Annotated in this window: 15 protein-coding genes; 5 read left to right on the plus strand and 10 right to left on the minus strand. The window is 44.4% G+C overall.

Features of this window, described 5'->3' with window-relative positions; genetic code table 11:
* Positions 1-36: 36 nt before the first annotated feature.
* Positions 37-798, minus strand: coding sequence for an alpha/beta fold hydrolase (locus tag MHH93_RS03475; protein ID WP_500052806.1), 762 nt, complete (start codon positions 796-798; stop codon positions 37-39).
* A 136-nt stretch (positions 799-934) separates the two neighbouring features.
* Between MHH93_RS03475 and MHH93_RS03480 the strand changes: the two genes are divergently transcribed.
* The 3 genes from MHH93_RS03480 (at position 935) to MHH93_RS03490 (ending at position 3843) form a co-directional block, all read left to right on the plus strand.
* Positions 935-1546, plus strand: coding sequence for a TetR/AcrR family transcriptional regulator (locus MHH93_RS03480; RefSeq protein ID WP_500052807.1), 612 nt, complete (start codon positions 935-937; stop codon positions 1544-1546).
* A 26-nt stretch (positions 1547-1572) separates the two neighbouring features.
* The gene (locus MHH93_RS03485; protein WP_500052808.1) at positions 1573-2454 is read left to right on the plus strand and encodes a helix-turn-helix domain-containing protein; all 882 of its coding nucleotides are present in this window, start codon (positions 1573-1575) and stop codon (positions 2452-2454) included.
* A gap of 108 nt (positions 2455-2562) precedes the next feature.
* A complete protein-coding gene (locus MHH93_RS03490) occupies positions 2563-3843 on the plus strand; it encodes a glycoside hydrolase family 27 protein (protein ID WP_500052809.1) in 1281 nt (426 codons plus the stop codon).
* A gap of 58 nt (positions 3844-3901) precedes the next feature.
* On the opposite strand, the gene MHH93_RS03495 is transcribed toward MHH93_RS03490, so the two are convergent.
* From MHH93_RS03495 to MHH93_RS03510, 4 genes are all read right to left on the minus strand, one after another.
* Entirely contained in the window at positions 3902-4258 is a 357-nt protein-coding gene (locus tag MHH93_RS03495) for a hypothetical protein (RefSeq protein WP_500052810.1), read from the minus strand.
* Positions 4259-4388: 130 nt separating this feature from the next.
* On the minus strand, positions 4389-5117 hold the full coding sequence (locus MHH93_RS03500; RefSeq protein ID WP_500052811.1) for an amino acid ABC transporter ATP-binding protein: 729 nt from the start codon (positions 5115-5117) through the stop codon (positions 4389-4391).
* Positions 5110-6558 (minus strand): amino acid ABC transporter substrate-binding protein/permease, encoded by a 1449-nt coding sequence (locus tag MHH93_RS03505; RefSeq protein ID WP_500052812.1) that lies wholly within the window; start codon positions 6556-6558, stop codon positions 5110-5112. Before MHH93_RS03505 ends, MHH93_RS03500 begins: the two co-directional genes overlap by 8 nt.
* A gap of 342 nt (positions 6559-6900) precedes the next feature.
* Positions 6901-9006, minus strand: coding sequence for a serine hydrolase domain-containing protein (locus tag MHH93_RS03510; RefSeq protein WP_500052813.1), 2106 nt, complete (start codon positions 9004-9006; stop codon positions 6901-6903).
* A 281-nt stretch (positions 9007-9287) separates the two neighbouring features.
* Here MHH93_RS03510 and pdxR point away from each other — a divergent pair, with 281 nt between their 5' ends.
* Together pdxR and MHH93_RS03520 are read left to right on the plus strand one after the other, a co-directional pair.
* Positions 9288-10718 (plus strand): MocR-like pyridoxine biosynthesis transcription factor PdxR, encoded by a 1431-nt coding sequence (gene pdxR / locus MHH93_RS03515; protein WP_500052814.1) that lies wholly within the window; start codon positions 9288-9290, stop codon positions 10716-10718.
* Between the two features lie 44 nt (positions 10719-10762).
* A complete protein-coding gene (locus MHH93_RS03520; protein ID WP_500052815.1) occupies positions 10763-11383 on the plus strand; it encodes an NAD(P)-dependent oxidoreductase in 621 nt (206 codons plus the stop codon).
* A gap of 136 nt (positions 11384-11519) precedes the next feature.
* On the opposite strand, the gene glyA is transcribed toward MHH93_RS03520, so the two are convergent.
* The 5 genes from glyA to MHH93_RS03545 all read right to left on the minus strand — a co-directional run bounded on the left by glyA (position 11520) and on the right by MHH93_RS03545 (position 17000).
* Positions 11520-12764: a serine hydroxymethyltransferase gene (gene glyA / locus MHH93_RS03525; protein WP_500052816.1), complete on the minus strand. Its 1245-nt coding sequence runs from the start codon at positions 12762-12764 to the stop codon at positions 11520-11522.
* Between the two features lie 25 nt (positions 12765-12789).
* On the minus strand, positions 12790-13995 hold the full coding sequence (locus MHH93_RS03530) for a benzoate/H(+) symporter BenE family transporter (protein ID WP_500052817.1): 1206 nt from the start codon (positions 13993-13995) through the stop codon (positions 12790-12792).
* Positions 13996-14014: 19 nt separating this feature from the next.
* On the minus strand, positions 14015-14758 hold the full coding sequence (locus MHH93_RS03535; protein WP_500052818.1) for a YggS family pyridoxal phosphate-dependent enzyme: 744 nt from the start codon (positions 14756-14758) through the stop codon (positions 14015-14017).
* A gap of 333 nt (positions 14759-15091) precedes the next feature.
* Positions 15092-16024, minus strand: a complete 933-nt coding sequence (gene rbsB, locus MHH93_RS03540) for a ribose ABC transporter substrate-binding protein RbsB (RefSeq protein ID WP_500052819.1) — start codon at positions 16022-16024, stop codon at positions 15092-15094.
* Between the two features lie 13 nt (positions 16025-16037).
* A complete protein-coding gene (locus MHH93_RS03545; protein WP_500053317.1) occupies positions 16038-17000 on the minus strand; it encodes an ABC transporter permease subunit in 963 nt (320 codons plus the stop codon).
* Between the last annotated feature and the right edge of the window lie 3 nt (positions 17001-17003).

A 17003-nucleotide genomic window follows, 5' to 3' on the forward strand; every position in this document is an offset into this window, starting at 1 on the left:
ACGGATCATTACCATTCAACACATTCATTTAAGGTCTTATTTGAATCGATCCATCCAGTTCACCAATGCTGCAACAACCTCTTCCAGCTGCTTCTCTTCTGTAACTTTAGGTTGATTATCTCCTTTTTGCATACCGTAAGAGCCAAATTGACCGTGATTTCCACCTTCAATACTCACATAAGTCGTGTCTTCTGGAAGGTTTGCTTTGGCGCTCTCCCAGGATTCCCTGTTAAGCACCCCATCATTCGAGCCTGTAATTTGTAAAATAGACAAGTTCGTATTCTTTAAGCTCCCCCCATCATCTGCATAGGAAGCCAGGAAAAAGACGCCATCCAGCTTCTCATTGTGCTCCGCAGCATACCGTGCTGCGAATGACCCTCCCAATGAATGTCCGCCAATTACAAAAGCTTCGTTCGGATGTTCCTCGATAAATGAATCTGCCTTGTTCTGACCGAAAATCGCCAAGTTCATTGGCATGTTAGCGATATATACGCGGTGTCCCTGTTCTGCCATTTCTCTAGCAAGTGGAGAATAACTTCCAGGTTTGACTAGACCTCCTGGATAAAAAATAATATTTGGTTCGGTTACCTTTGTATTCACGGGTTCAAACCGGTAACCGTCCTTCAACTTAGTGACAGTAACCTGAGCGTCACTTGTTATTGCCGCTTCAGCTCGTTCAGAAGGACTATACGTAACCGAATTGAGATATACGAACACTCCAGCCACAATGATCACGATGGACAAGATCGTCCACATCATTATCTTTTTCCATTTGTTTGTACGTTGTGCTGTTTTCAACCTTAAAACCACCTTAGTATGAGGATAATGATATACCTTTTTTACTCTTCATAATTATACTTACCGGTAAGTATAATTACAAGTCGTTTTGCTAACTATCGTTATTTGTCATAAAATATTCATGGAGGGACGTCCAATGACCAAAAATTCACACAAACGTTTGCCCGGAAGACCCAAACAGGGAGACGATGAAATCTCAGTTCAGCAAACGATTATTCATACAGCTTCAAAGCTATTCATGGAGTACGGCTACGAAACAGTCACACTACAGCAAATTGGTAAAGCATGTAACGTGTCAAAACCAACCATTTATTATCATTTCAGTAGCAAACCAGAGCTGTTTAAAGTTGCATTTACAACGATGTTACAGAATGTGAGCCGCTTAACCTCGCATATGCTTGATCAAGCCGATAATCTGGAGTCGGGGCTTGTGCGTTTGGCAGAGGCCAGACTGGCCAATCCACATGCAGAGATTGAAACCATGCTCCGAGAAGCGGAGCCTTTTCTTGACCATGCTCAAATTCAGGACATCCGTGAGGCAGAGCATCATATTCACGACGTGTTAGCCACTCATTTTCAGCGAGCAATGGATGAAAACAGACTGCGGATGGACGATCCGTTCTTCCTGGCAGAGACCTTCTCGACGATGATGTTAATGGGTAACCGCGAAGATAACCTCCATAAATATGGCTCCAATTTTTCACTAGGCCAAAGATTAGTAGAAATTTTCATTCGCGGAGCGCAATAAAATTCAGGGCAACAAGGAGAACTGACATGAATATCCATAGAGGAACGTATGGGTTTCGATTCGCCGAAGACAAGGAGCTCCAACTGTGCGTACTTTATGCGGCTGGAAGTGATTCAGTAACCGATCCTTCTTATCATTGGGATGGGCTCGAACGTTCAGACGGACCTCTCCTGTTATTCCAATATACAATTTCGGGTGAAGGTATATTTGAGTCGAATAATCGCATTCATCATGTTACCGCAGGACAAGCTTTTTTGGCTGAAATTCCAGGAGCACATCGCTATTACTATCATTCAGCATCAGAAGAACCTTGGGCGTTTCTGTTCCTGCTGTTCAGACCCAACCTTATTCTGCCCCATTGGCGAAAATTTCTGCGGGAAGCAGGAGAAGTCCCTTTCTTACCCGCTGATTGCACACCGATTCGACTGTTGCGGATGATCGTGACTGATGCGGCGGCAGGCAGAATCACTGATCCTCTGATCGCATCATCCAGCGTATATCAGTTCATGACAGAATTGACTAGATTACAGAAAACAACATTGCGCAACAGGGAAAACTGGTCTGAGAACATTCAAATAGCTGTTGAATACATAGAAAACAACTACTCCAAGATGATCAGTATGGATCACCTTGCCGAGTATGTTTCCCTTTCCAAATATCATTTTATACGTCGTTTTTCCTCAAGTACGGGCTTGACTCCAGGTGCTTATCTGACCCGTGTACGCACAGAGAGAGCAATGGAATTGTTGCGCGGAACTACTCATAGTGTTGAAGTCATCGCCGAACACGTTGGCTATTCCAGTGGAAGTTATTTTATCAAAGCTTTTCGCAGTATAACCGGGGTTACACCAGGCGAATTTCGTAGTGGCGGTGAAAGCCTTGTATACCGTAAATTGTTCTTCGATTAACCGCAATATTATGCTATTCCACACTCAACATTACTGTAGATATTAATAAAATCCTTTATTATGATGAATTTAGCGAGAGCAATAATTAATCAGTAGAGGAGTATTCCCATGAATCATACGCTTGCAGCATCAACTCCACCGCTTGGCTGGAACAGCTGGGATTGTTACGGCGCAGCCGTTACGGAAGACGAAATTCGTGGCAACGCCGAGTATATGGCAGAACATCTTAAAGAATTTGGCTGGAGCTATATTACAGTCGACATTCAGTGGTACGAGCCTTTGGCCAATTCTTCTCAATATCGTCCGTTCGTCCCACTAATCATGGATGAATATTCACGACTTATGCCTGCTGAGAATCGTTTTCCCTCCGCTGCAGGTGGACAAGGATTTAAGCCGTTAGCCGACTACGTTCATAGTCTTGGACTGCAATTCGGGATTCACATCATGCGTGGTATTCCACGTCAAGCTGCACATGCGGCTACTCCGATCCTGGGTTCAACCTCCACTGGGCGCGACATTGCTCATCCGAACTCCATCTGTCCATGGAACACAGATATGTACGGTGTCGATAGCTCAAAAGAAGGCGCACAGGCCTATTACGATTCGCTCTTTGAACTGTATGCACAATGGGGCGTTGACTTGGTGAAAGTAGACGATATTGCTGCTTCGAGGCTCTACGATACCCATCAGCCTGAGATCGAGATGATATCCAAAGCGATTGAGCGCTCCGGGCGACCCATGGTACTGAGTCTCTCTCCTGGGCCTGCTCCGGTGGAATACTCGGAATTCTTAGCCGCACATGCAAACATGTGGCGTGTTACGGATGATTTCTGGGATCTTTGGCCGCTGTTATTGGATATGTTTGATCGCTGCCGGACGTGGCAAGGGGTTCCCCAAGCAGGCTGCTGGCCAGACTGTGATATGTTGCCTTTGGGTCATATCGGTATCCGTTCTGTTGACGGTGGTGGAGCAGATCGGTGGACTCGGTTCACGCCTGACGAGCAGTTGACCATGATGTCGCTGTGGAGCATCTTCCGTTCACCGCTCATTTTTGGTGGTGAACTGCGAGATAACGATGAATGGACGCTGTCCCTGCTAACCAATCGTGAGGTTCTGAGAATGCATCGCGAGAGTTATGGAGCAAAGGAAGCCTTACGCAAAGAAGATCTAATTGTATGGACTGCCCAGCATACGGATGGTTCCTCTTACGTCGCTGTGTTTAACATCGGTGAGAATGCTCTACCTGTGGATCTGTCCATTGATGAGGTTGGACTGTCCGGCATTACTGAAGGTACCGAATTGTGGAGCCGAGAAGCAGCCGAATTTACGGAGAATTCCTTAGTTACGACTGTACCTGCGCACGGTGTGCGTCTTTATCGCTTTTCCTAAGCTTGTAAAAGAAAAAGAGAGGTCTGTCGTTCATTAGACAGACCTCTCTTTCATTTCATCAGTAAGTATCCATGGCTTGAACGGCCAAATGAAAAGCTCTAATCCTTTTGTCCAGAAGAGTCTTTTGAGGGCTACCTTCTTTGGACTTGGCATACATGCTCTCAAGGGATGGAAACAATCCAATCAAGACAAGTCGGGCTTCAGCTATATCTTCCTTGGTATATGAATGAGCTTTTTGATTCCACTGTTTATCCAACAGTGCGAGGCCGATGTAAAAAGCTTGGAGACGTTTTTGTAACAATGTCGTGTTATTGCTTTTCTGAGTCATATTCACTAAGGCATTTTCAGATTTGCGGATGGTTGATTGAAAGGCTTTGATGGATTCCAGTTGATCTTCTTGTGACACGTTTTCCATGGAGTATGGTCCTCACTTTCTTACTTGATTTGGTCGGTATTCAAATATATCAAATCACCTAATAAATATAACAAAAAAAGCCGCTTAAATAGCGACTTTCAATGTGATAACTGTATGGCCTTGATTGGCTCTATAATACTTTTTCCAAAAAGCTGATCGTCCGCTCATTCTTTGGATTGCCAAATATCTCTGCTGGGGTCCCCTGCTCGACGATATAACCACCGTCCATGAAGATCACACGATCAGCTACTTCACGCGCAAAACCCATCTCATGGGTAACGATCATCATCGTCATGCCTTCGCTCGCGAGGTCCTTCATAACACCAAGGACTTCTCCTACCATCTCAGGGTCGAGCGCCGAAGTTGGTTCATCAAATAACATCACATCCGGGTTCATGGCAAGCGCACGAGCGATAGCAACCCGTTGTTTTTGCCCGCCCGAGAGTTGAGTTGGGAAACTATCCGCTTTATCAGACAACCCGACACGATCGAGTAGGCTAAGACCTGTTTTTCGAGCCTCTTCTGCGTTTAAAACCCCTAATTCTCTTGGCGCAAACGTTATATTTTTCAAGACGTTAAAATGAGGGAACAAGTTAAAATGTTGAAATACCATTCCAATATTTTCACGAGCTTTGTTTAGGTTGGTTTTAGGGTTATTCAGATCCTGGTCGTCCACGATAACTCGGCCTGCAGTAATGGCATCCAATTGGTTGATGCAGCGCAAGAAGGTACTTTTCCCCGAACCGGAAGGTCCGATAACACAGACGACTTCTCCTTCGTTGACCGCCACATCAATTCCCTTGAGAACCTGATTCGAGCCGAAACTTTTCTTCAAACCTTCAACTTTTATTTTAGCCACGACGAACCTTCACCTCCAGATAATCAGCAACTTTGGTCAATGTGATGATAACAATCAGGTACATAATTGCAACCGTTAGCCAAATGTCAAACGAGGAGAACGTTCTTGCAATGACGATTTTACCCGATTGTGTTAACTCTACGAGACCAATGACGGATAAGATGGACGTATCCTTCAACGTAATGACCATCTGGTTAATGAAGGACGGAATCATAACCCGCACTGCCTGTGGAATGACGATCTTGATCATCGCTTTGCGATAAGGAAGTCCCAATGAACGCGCAGCTTCCATCTGACCACGATCAATCGATTGAATCCCGCCTCGGATAATCTCAGTAACATATGCTCCTGCGTTCAAGCTGAGTGTAAGTATTGCTGCCAGGAACAATGGCATCGTGAATCCCATCGCCTGTGGTATCCCGAAGTAAATAAAGAATGCCAAGACAATTAGCGGAATGCCGCGGAAAACATCCACAAATACGGTGGCAACACCACGAAGGAATTTGTTCTGTCCCACCTTCATGAATCCGAATACCAGACCGATGATAAACGCGAAGAACAGTGACACAATCGTGTATATAAGTGTGTTCCCTAGACCTTTAAACAAGGCAGGAAGAGATTTCTGAATGAGCTCCCAACGACTCTGATCAGCAACCGTCGGAGCGTTCTCACCAAGATATGTCTCGGTAATACGCTTATACTCACCATTAGCTTTGATATTGGCGAGACCTGTATTAAACATCTCTAGTAGCTCTTGGTTTTTCCCCTTACTTACTGCAAATCCGTAAGGAGCTCCTTCTTCTTTTTTAGTCACAATTTTCAAACCGTTGTTCTGATTAACCCCATAGGCCAGCACTGGATAATCTTCAAAACAAGCCACAGAATTACCGGTTTTTACATCTTCGTACATTTGGTAAGATTCATCAAACGGAACGATCGTGAATCCGTACTCTGAAACAATGGACTCTGCAAAACTATACCCTTCTGTTCCGGTTTTTACAGCTACCTTTTGTCCACGAAGATCTTCATAACTCTTGATTGTGTCATTGTTGGCACTAACCCCCATTACGACACCTGATTCAAAATAGGTATCTGAGAAGTCAAATTTTGCTTTTCTTTCATCCGTAATACTCATTCCTGCAATGACACCATCAACCTGATTAGCTTCAAGTGCCTGGACAGCTGCATTGAAACCCAGAGCTTTGATTTGATACTTAAAATTTTGATCTTTAGCGATGGCATCCAGTAAGTCCATATCGATACCAACAAAATCACCATTCTCATCTTCATATTCGAATGGAGCAAATGTGACATCAGTCCCAATAACATAAGTCTTACCGGAATCGGATGCTGCAGCAGCGTTCCCAACCCACCCTGATAGACCGCTCACCAGGAGCAGCATCAGTGAAAGTATAAAAAATGAGATCTTCGTTGTTTTCATGTGTCCTCCCCGTCTCGGTTGTCCGAATAATCATTATTTTCTTTGAAATCCGTATTGCTGTTAACCTTTTTGTCGATCTTCTGCTTATTTGATTGTTATTATTTACTGTATATTAACAATCAATGCTTTGCCTTTCCACTTGCAACATTTTCCTCCATCATTTTTTTTCCAACCCGTAAAAGCCCTCTTCATACTTACCCTTTAGGTAAGCTTTACGAAACCCAATATTACATCGCGAATCTGAAAAAGGTACATTTACTTTAAAACGTATTATTTAAAATTTAAAACTCAAAAAAGCCGCGATTTCCGCGACTTCTTGTTGTACAGTTTTTTTATCATCTATTAATTTTCTCTGCTTGTCAATACAATCTCGAACTTAGAACCAGCTTCACCCGCGAACACAATGGTTCCGTTCTCAGGCAACACAATTTCGTTTTGTCCACTGACCACTGTATGATTAATGCCTACACCCGCTTGGTTATATACAGCAAATCCGCTGTTTGCAGACATCTTGACCGTCATTTCTTTACCTGCAACAGATGCCGGAATCGAGAACCATGTGGCCTGACCATTCGCTTGAATGGTTGTCTTAGATTGTCTTCCCGTATAGATCGGTTTTATAATTTCCTGAGCAGCATATACGTTGCCTCCAGCTGTAACATATTCCACGCCATTTTCCTCATAGAAATTGAACTCCATCGTGTCACGGCCTGCCAATCCAGGAATTTGCAATTGGTTCACAGCTTGGTTAGCCCCAACGATTTTATTCGTGTAGACATAACCCGGTAGCTCATTAAAAGTATGAATGGGGATCATCGGCATCGCTGCATTGTACAGTGTTGATGTGTATTTTTCATTGACCAACACGTAGGCTTTGCCTTCCCGTTTCTGCCATGCGGTCTTTACTTCTTCCGACAATTCATTGATTTCAAGCTTTTCTGCCTTATATTCCGAAGAAGCAACTTGCCCAAGTCCAGGAACAGACTGATATGAGCGAGACCACAAGTATGTGTTCCCATTGACTTCCTGAACGAACTTAAGCTTTTCTGTAGCCGCATCATTAACAAATGAGCCATCAGCGGTGTACGTATAGGTCTGATCTAGACTGTTAGGAGACGACAGATTAGATAGCGTTAATTGCCCGTCATCTTTTACGTCCAGCTTCATTAACATGTTTGCCCCACCAGCGTACATGCCTGTGTGCTGTGTCAGTTCCTTCGGCATGGTTTTTTTCACCGGTGCATCATGTGACTTCTCCGGCTTACGCTCTGGAATAATATTTTTTTCCTCAAGCGCGCCAAGCAACAGCTCAGTTGCCAGCAATTGATCCGTTGAGCTGTGACCGCCTGAAGAGGTTACGGCAGCAGCCATATTATATTCCGGTAGCACAATTAATGAGGAATGGTAGGTTATCGTATTGCCGCCTTTACTTACGGCTTGGATGCCGTAATCATTAAAAGGGAACAGGTTCACGCTGTCCCACCCCAGGCCATAACCAATGGACGAATCACCTTCTTCTGGCCACATGCCTCTCTTGTATTCTTCTTGCTCCATAGCCTCTACAGCTTCCTGTGAAAGAACCGTTTTAACCTCACCTGTAAAGATTTTCGAGAATTGAACCAGATCTTCAGCGGTGGAATAGATGCCTCCCGACCCAATCATATTGGTAGTTTCTAATGGGAGTTGCTCATCATTCGAAGGAGCATATGTTGCTGCCATATGGCTAAGTTCCACAATATCCTGCGGTGTTTTGGTTTGCTCCATACCAAGGGGTTCAGTTATGTACTGGTGCATGAACGTGGTGAAGCTCATACCGCTGACCCGCTCCACCAAAATCTCAGCTAATGTAAACCCATCATTACTATAAACCGAGTATGCGCCCGGGTCCGCCTTTAGATGTTGCGTTGCCAATTGCTCAAGTAACGTATCATGTGCGTAGGTATCATTATCTCCAAACAGTATTGCACTATTGCTCGACGTTCCAAGAAGCCCGGATGAATGATTCAGTAACATGCGTGGTGTGATGTTTTGGTAACGCTTGTCTTTCATTGTAAAGTCGGGGATATACTTCACGACAGGCTCATCGAGATCAATCTTGCCTTGGTCTACTAGCTTCATTACGGCGGTTGCGAGTATCATTTTGCTGGTTGAACCAATGCCATACATGGTATCTGAAGAAAGCGGAATGTTGTTTTTCAGGTCATTTTTGCCTGCCTGACCGGAGATCACAAGCTTCCCTTCATCCATCAGTGCGTACTGCACACTTGTCGTAGCATAAGATTCAGTGAGCACCTTGGCCTTTGCGCTTGCTGCCTTACTCGTCAGATCATACGTTGGGCTACTACCGTTACTGATAGCGGGTGTGGCCATGGCCGACATTGGGGACATCATCGCAAACACCAAGGTTATGGCGGCAATCGTTGTTCGTTTCTTTCTTGTCAATCTCATCTTCTCCTGTCTAGTCTATGGATTAGGAATCTCTGTGTTAGTACTCCCGTAGTGTAACCGAAGAAGATGAACTGTCTGTGGCTTGAATATGAATCGAGTATGAACCAGGGAGGAACGACCAAAATAGATTGAACACATGATAAAGAACCCTTTAGTACAGCTTTGTTTTGTTTACAAATCAAACTTTTTCCATGATAATATATCAATCAATGGAGTGCCAATAACGTCCATAAATACATAATTAAAAGCAATCCATAACGCCCCACATTGGAGTTGAATTTATGCTAAAAGTGAATCGAGATGACCCTCGCCCGATCTGGCAGCAACTTTTGGATCAAGCGATTCAACATATTACAACCGGAAAATGGAGACCAGGTGAATTGCTGCTCCCATCCCGCGAACTCGCCCAATTGATTGGTGTTTCACGGTCAACCATACAGATTGTGTACGAGGAATTATTCAGCCGAGGGTATACGGTAACTTCCCGTCGGGCAGGGACAAGGGTTAGTGATTGGGCATACGCCCCGCGTTCATCAGAAGAAACCACGATCCAAGGGCCGCTTCCTCCCGAACTGCCTGCACTAACCGAATCTATTGGTCATCTGCATCGTTGGTTCGGCAATAGAGACCGTCGCAAGATCGAGATAGATTTTAATCCCCACGAGCCTTATCTGGATGAAAGTTTCACAAAAGCCTGGAGGCAATCTTTTTTACAAGCTTCCACTGAACCCAATCTGGATCTTTGGGCTTACGGCGATGCCAGAGGCTTACTGGCGTTAAGAGAGCAGATTCAGCGTTATTTGTCACTTGAACGAGGCATTCATATCGAAGTGGATCAAATCTTGTTAACATCCGGTGCACAACATAGCATTGATTTAATCGCTCAGGCCCTCTTAAGTGAGGGAGACAGAGTTTCCGTAGAAGATCCCGGCTTCCCTGCCGCTTGGATGGCAATGAAACACCGCCGGATGCAAGTCGATTCGGTTCCAGTCGATGAGTATGGATTATGTGTAGATCGTATTCACCCACTGACAAAACTCGTATATGTCACACCTTCTCATCAATGCGCAGCAGGTGTTATTATGTCAGAACCTCGCAGGCAACAATTAATGCACATGGCTGCTCATCATCGATATTGGATTGTTGAGGATGACTACGATAGCGAATTTAGGTACCGTGGAGATCCACTTCCGACTATATTCAGTCAGCAACCTCAAAATACGCTTTATATGATGAGTTTTTCCAAAATGGTTGCACCTGGCATTCGGCTATCCGCTATCATCGGGCCAAGAATAGCCATCGATCGTCTTACCCAAGTTCATGAATTGACTTATCGTCATCTGCCAATTATGGAACAATTAACGTTAACTCATTTTATTGAGCGTGGTCATTTTATGCGCCATATGAGAAGAGTTCGGAACATATATCGACGCAGACACGAAGTCATGACAAAAGCCATTGTTGCTTCTGGGTTAGGCTCACGATTTACATTAAGCGGTGTGGAGACGGGATTACATATGCTTCTTGAATCTGAAACGTCATTTGACGAAGAAGCGTTGACGAATGCTGCCCTTGATCAAGGTGTGCGCGTGTATCCGCTTAGTAGATATTGCCTGGAGAGTCATCGAAAAGGATGGATATTAGGTTTTGCGAAAGTGGATGAAGATCAGATTAAGGAAGGCATAGATCGACTTGCAAAGATTGTATTATGATGGAGATCATACTCTGCAATCGGAATTGAAAGGATGTTTTTTTGATGAAAATTTTAGTGTTAGGAGCCACCGGACGGGTTGGAAGGCATTTCGTATCTAATGCCCTACGTTCCAATCATCATGTAACTGCACTGGTTAGAAGCCCGGAAAAGCTACAAATCAGCGATGAGCATTTCGTTCCGCTTCAAGGAAACGCTTTAGTCAAAGAGGATATTCATCACGCCATACAGGGTGTGGATCTCGTTGTTAGTTCCTTAAGTACCGATGGAACGACTACGTTATCGCAATCCACGAAATTAATTGTTGAGGCTATGGCTCAGGAGCATATCAGAAGAATTATTACCATTGGTACAGCAGGAATATTGGAAAGTCGAACTAATCCTGGCTTGTTTCGTTTTCAATCCTCCGAATCCAAACGTAAGTCAACGCGCGCAGCTGAAGAACATCTGGAGATGTACAACATTCTCAAGGCCTCTGAGTTGGAATGGACCATTGTGTGCCCCACCTACTTATATGATGGAGAATCTCTTGGTAAGTATCGGGTTGAGCGCGACTACTTGCCAGACGGTGGAACTTCAATATCTGTAATCGATACGGCAGAGTTTGCTTATCAGCAATTAATGTCTGATGAGTATGTACAGTCACGTGTAGGAATAGCCTACTAGGGTATGTCTTAAAACTTACTTAACGTATATCTCTTCTGTTCAAAAATAAGGTTCCAATCTAAGCAAGCAAAACTAAAAGCCTGCAATTGTAATCCATCAGGATCAATTGCAGGTTACATATGTGTCTGCTCTTAAATTATTCAAGCCCTTCATAAAGAGGAAATTGCGAAGTGATTTCGTGGACACTTCCTAATATCTGTTTTTTTACGTCCGAGTTCTTTGGATTCTTAAAGGCAAGCCCTATCAGCTGAGCAATGTCTTTCATTTCCGCAACTCCAAGACCTCTTGAGGTCATAGCCGGTGTTCCAAAACGGATACCACTCGTAATCAAAGGACTTGCCGTATCGTGAGGGATTGCATTTTTATTCGCCGTAATCCCTACTTCATCCAGTAAAGCTTCGGCTTCTTTGCCTGTAAGGCCCATAGTTCGCAAGTCAACCAACACAATATGATTATCTGTCCCACCCGATACAAGGTTGAGTCCTTCATTCATTAAAGTTTCTGCCAGTACGTTGGCGTTATTCAGAACACATTCAATATATGTTGTGAAATCAGATTGCAATGCCTCACCTAAGGCCACCGCTTTTCCTGCTATGACATGCATGAATGGCCCGCCCTGAATTCCCGGGAATACAGCTTTGTCGATCGCCTGTGCCCACGATTGCCGGCATAAAATGGCTCCCCCTCGTGGACCTCGCAAAGTCTTGTGCGTGGTGGTTGAGACAAAATGAGCATGCGGTACCGGATTAGGATGCAAACCTGCTGCGACTATTCCGGCTATATGTGCCATATCTACAAAGAAAAGGGCTCCCACTTCGGCGGCAATTTGGGCGAATAATTCAAACTCAATGGTCCGAGGGTACGCACTTCCACCTGCAACAATCATGCGTGGACGGTACGTATAAGCCAGTTTGCGTACTTCGTCAAAGTCAATGCGGCCCGTCTGTGCATCCACACCATATGAAACAAAATTATAAAATCTCCCCGAAAAATTAACACGACTCCCGTGTGTTAGATGACCCCCTTGGGATAGATTCATGCCGAGGATCGTGTCCCCAATCTCAACCGAGGCAAAATATACTGCCATGTTGGCCTGAGAACCAGAGTGAGGCTGCACATTCGCATGTTCGGCTCCAAAAAGTGCTTTAAGGCGGCTATTTGCTATCTCTTCGACTGTATCGACATGCTCACATCCGCCATAATATCTTCTGCCCGGATATCCCTCCGCATATTTATTGGTCAATACCGAACCTGTTGCTTCCATCACAGCTGGACTTACAAAATTCTCTGATGCAATCAGTTCAATCGTATCCTTCTGCCTTCCAAGCTCTTGCTGAATAGCATTTCCTATGATTTGATCTTGCTTCTCCAAATGTTTCATGAACATCTTCCTCTCCATATTGAAGTTATCTATTCGATCCAAATTGTTTTTTGGGAAATTTACTATTCATTAGTAGATGGGCCATCATTCCTGCAAGCAGTCCCCAAAATGCACCACCGATACCAAGCAAGGTCACATTGGCTGCGGTCGCCAGAAATGTGATCAATGCGGTTTCACGTCCTTTAGGATCCGTTAATGCATTCGCGAGACTACCCCCAATTGTTCCAAGTAACGCCAGTCCGGCTAATGTTGCAATAAAGGTAGCAGGAAGAATCAAAAACAGAGCAGCCAATGTTACGCCAAAAATACCGACAAAAATATAAAAGATTCCACAAGCGATACCTGCTATGTAACGTTTGGTTGCATCCTCATGTGCATCTTTTCCTGTACATATCGCTGCTGTAATAGCTGCCACGTTAAAAGCATGCGAGCCGAATGGAGCTGCAAGAAGTGATCCCAAACCAGTTACCGCCAAAATGGGATTAGCACTTGTCTTGAATCCATCATTACGCAGAACAAGCATTCCGGGCATATACTGCCCTGTCAGGGTAATAATGAACAGCGGTAGCGCAACGCCAAGTAAAGCATTTAACGAAAACGCTGGAATAACAAATATAGGCGAAGCGACCGCTAATTGGATCGTACTGAAGTCCGTTTTTCCCATGCATATCAAATAAATCAAACCAATGGCCAATATACCAACAATGGCATAACGGGAAGTAAACCTTCTTAAAACGATGTAAGCTGCAAACAGCACAGTAACAAGCAAAGGATCTACCTTCGCCCCTCCAAAGGCCGATATTCCAAACTGTAGCAAAATACCTGCTAATAATCCGGAGGCGATGCCTGGGGGAATAAGTCGAACGAAACGTTCAAACATGCCTGACATACCCAAAATAATAAATCCGACTGCTGAAATCATGTAAGCTCCAATGGCTTCTGGATAAGGAGTTACCGCTAATGCTGAAACGAGAAACGCCACACCCGGCGTAGACCAGGCTGTTATAATCGGCTCCTTGTATCGATAACTAAGCCAAATTCCTGTTACTCCTACCCCAATCGAGATGGACCAAATCCAGGAAGCCGTCATTTCAGGGCTTAAACCAGCCACTTTTGCAGCTTGAAACACAAGAATAAATGTCCCCCCGTAATTCACAATTACGGATATTAAAGCGGCGATCACCGGTGATATCAGATCGCGACCACGTAACGAAGGGGATGCTGTCTTCATATTGAACACTACCTCTCACTTAATCATTGATGCACGTGTTTTCATTCCAGTAATATTCGTCCGGTAAATACCGTGGCCCAAATACGCTTGTTCCTACACGTATCATTGTAGCTCCTTCCTCAATGGCGACCTGGAAGTCACCGGACATGCCCATCGATAAAATATCCATTTCTACCCGCGGAATGTTTTTCTCTTTAATTTGAGTGCTGATACGTTTTAACAAACGAAAGCAATGCCGTGTTTCTTCGTTCGTTGCATTCAGTTTTCCAATGGTCATTAAGCCTTTTACGTTTAATGTCTCGAATTGAGACAACTGTTCTACAAGCTCAACGGCTGTTTCTGGAGAGGCACCAAATTTACTTTCTTCGTAGGACGTGTTAATTTGCACTAAAATGTCTAAAGTCTTGTTCTCTTTAAGAAGCTGGTTATGTAACGCCTGACCGAGTTTCAGACGATCCACGGAATGGATGAGCGTAACATATTTAACAACATCCTTTACTTTATTCGTTTGCAGATGTCCGATAAAATGCCATTCTACCTGTTTGTGTTGCTGCATAAGTGGAAATTTGTCCCGAAGTTCTTGAGCTTTGTTCTCTCCAAACAGGACCTCCCCTGCTTGAATAGCCATTTGTAATTTCTCTAGCGGTACCGTTTTGGTGGCAAGCAACAATGTAATGTCCGTTATGTCACGCCCTGAAGCCTGACAGGCCAATGCTATTTGCTTTCTTACTGATTGGAGATTTTCTTCAACTAGATGTGTCATGTCATCCGCCTTCTTTCTATTCCGCACAGGAATGGATCATTAAGATGAGCTCCTCCTTATTTATTGTGAAGTTTTGTGTAGAACGTCATGCTAGTATATCAATCGATGGATTGGTTATACATATCCAAAAATACTCTTTTGGAGCAATCCAAAAGAATGAAAAAGACTACACTTCGAGTGTGATACCTTTTTGTAGGCTTTTAAAGGCCAAAAAGCCTATTTGATTTGATGTGATGCCCACACATTACAAAACGTAAAAAAGCCGCTAAATTAGCGGCTTGGTTATATCCCTATTCTCTTCTCCACAAGACGAGAAACATTGCATGTCATGATTTATTCGTTCACGTTTTCCTTCGTTACAAGCTTCAATTCAGCCGGGATCGATGGCTCCACTTGTTTGCCACTGAGCACATCCAGAGCAGCTTGCAGCGCCAGTTGACCAATCAGTACAGGCTGCTGAGCGACTGTTGCTGTCAATTTCCCATCTTTAATGGATTTGATTGCATCATCATTGCCGTCGAATCCAATGACCGGAATGTCTTTCCCTGAGCTTTGAATCGCTTCAATCGCACCCAGTGCCATCTCGTCATTATGGGCAAATACGGCCTGCACGTCAGGATTACCTTGCAGCAAGTTTTCCATGACATTTAATCCTTTGGACCGATCAAAATCAGCAGATTGTTTGGAAACCACATCGAGTTGCTTGTCAGCCACTTCATGGAAACCTTTACCTCGTTCTCTTGTTGCGGAAGCGCCAGGTACACCCTCAAGTTCAATGACTTTGGCTCCTTCACCGAGTTGTTCGACGAAGTATTCAGCTGCCATGCGTCCACCTTTAACGTTATCAGATGCCACTAGTGCCGCCACTTCGCCTTTATCTGCGGAGCGATCCAGCGTAATCACAGGAATACCCACACTATTAGCGGATTGAACCGCTGTGGAGATCGCTGCAGAGTCCGCAGGGTTAATCAGAAGTGCACTAACGCCTTGCTGAATGAGATCATCCACATCATTGGTTTGTTTGGCCGAATCGTTCTGCGCATCCACCACGATGACCTGTATTCCCTGTTTTTTGGCTTCAGCCATTACCCCGTCCTTCAGTGATACAAAGAATGGATTGTTTAGTGTAGATATCGACAAGCCTATTTTCTTCTGTCCGTTACTTTTGGAAGGATCAGGTTTGGCCCATTCCGGTGGCTCCAGAGAGCACCCAGCCAGAACGATGATCATCAGCATACTTACGAGTGTTAACGTCCACTTTTTCATATATATTCTCTCCTTATGCTGTTTTCTTGCGGTCCAGCAGGACAGCAATGGCAATGACGATACCTTTTACAACCATTTGATAAAATGAGTTTACTTCAAGCAAGTTCAATCCATTATTCAACACGCCGATAATCAAAACACCGATCAGTGTACCTACGATACGCCCGCGTCCTCCAGCAAGACTTGTACCACCCAATACAACGGCTGCGATTGCGTCCAGCTCATAGGATGTACCTGCTGTTGGTTGCGCTGAATTCAAGCGTGATGTCAGAATTGCACCTGCCAGAGCAGCCAGCATACCTGTCAGGGAGTAGATCATAATTTTCACACGATTGACTTTGATACCCGAGATAATGGAAGCTTTCTCATTACCGCCGATCGCGTACGTTTTGCGACCAAAAGCTGTTTTATGCAAAACAATCCACAGAATCATGAAGGTAATCAGCATCGTAATTGCAGGTACTGGAATGCCTAGCAGGTAACCACGGCCGAACAGTTGGAACAACAGGTTATCCCCGAGTCCTGTAATTGGATTACCATTCGTGTACACCAACGTCAGTCCTCTGAATATCGTCATCGTTGCCAATGTAGCGATAAATGGAGCCATTCTGCCTTTGGTAATCATCAGTCCATTCACCATACCCATGACACCACCGAGTGCTACACCGATAATGATGGACAAGATCGGATCGAGGCCAGACAACATCATGTTTGCTACAAAAGCACTTGATAAAGCCAGGATTGAGCCGACCGACAGATCAATTCCACCCGTGAGGATAACAAACGTCATACCAAAAGCAATCAGCGCATTAATGGAAACTTGACGCAATAAATTCAAGATATTAAGCGGTTCCAAGAAACTTGGATTCAACACCGATACGATGAGAATAAGAATGATTAAGCCGAGCAGCGGTCCTAATTTTTGTATCACATTTGAGAAACGGAATCCGCTTTTAGTCGTTTTGTTTTCCTGCATTGT

Source organism: Priestia sp. FSL H7-0729 (assembly GCF_038005685.1).
Lineage (GTDB): Bacteria > Bacillota > Bacilli > Paenibacillales > Paenibacillaceae > Paenibacillus.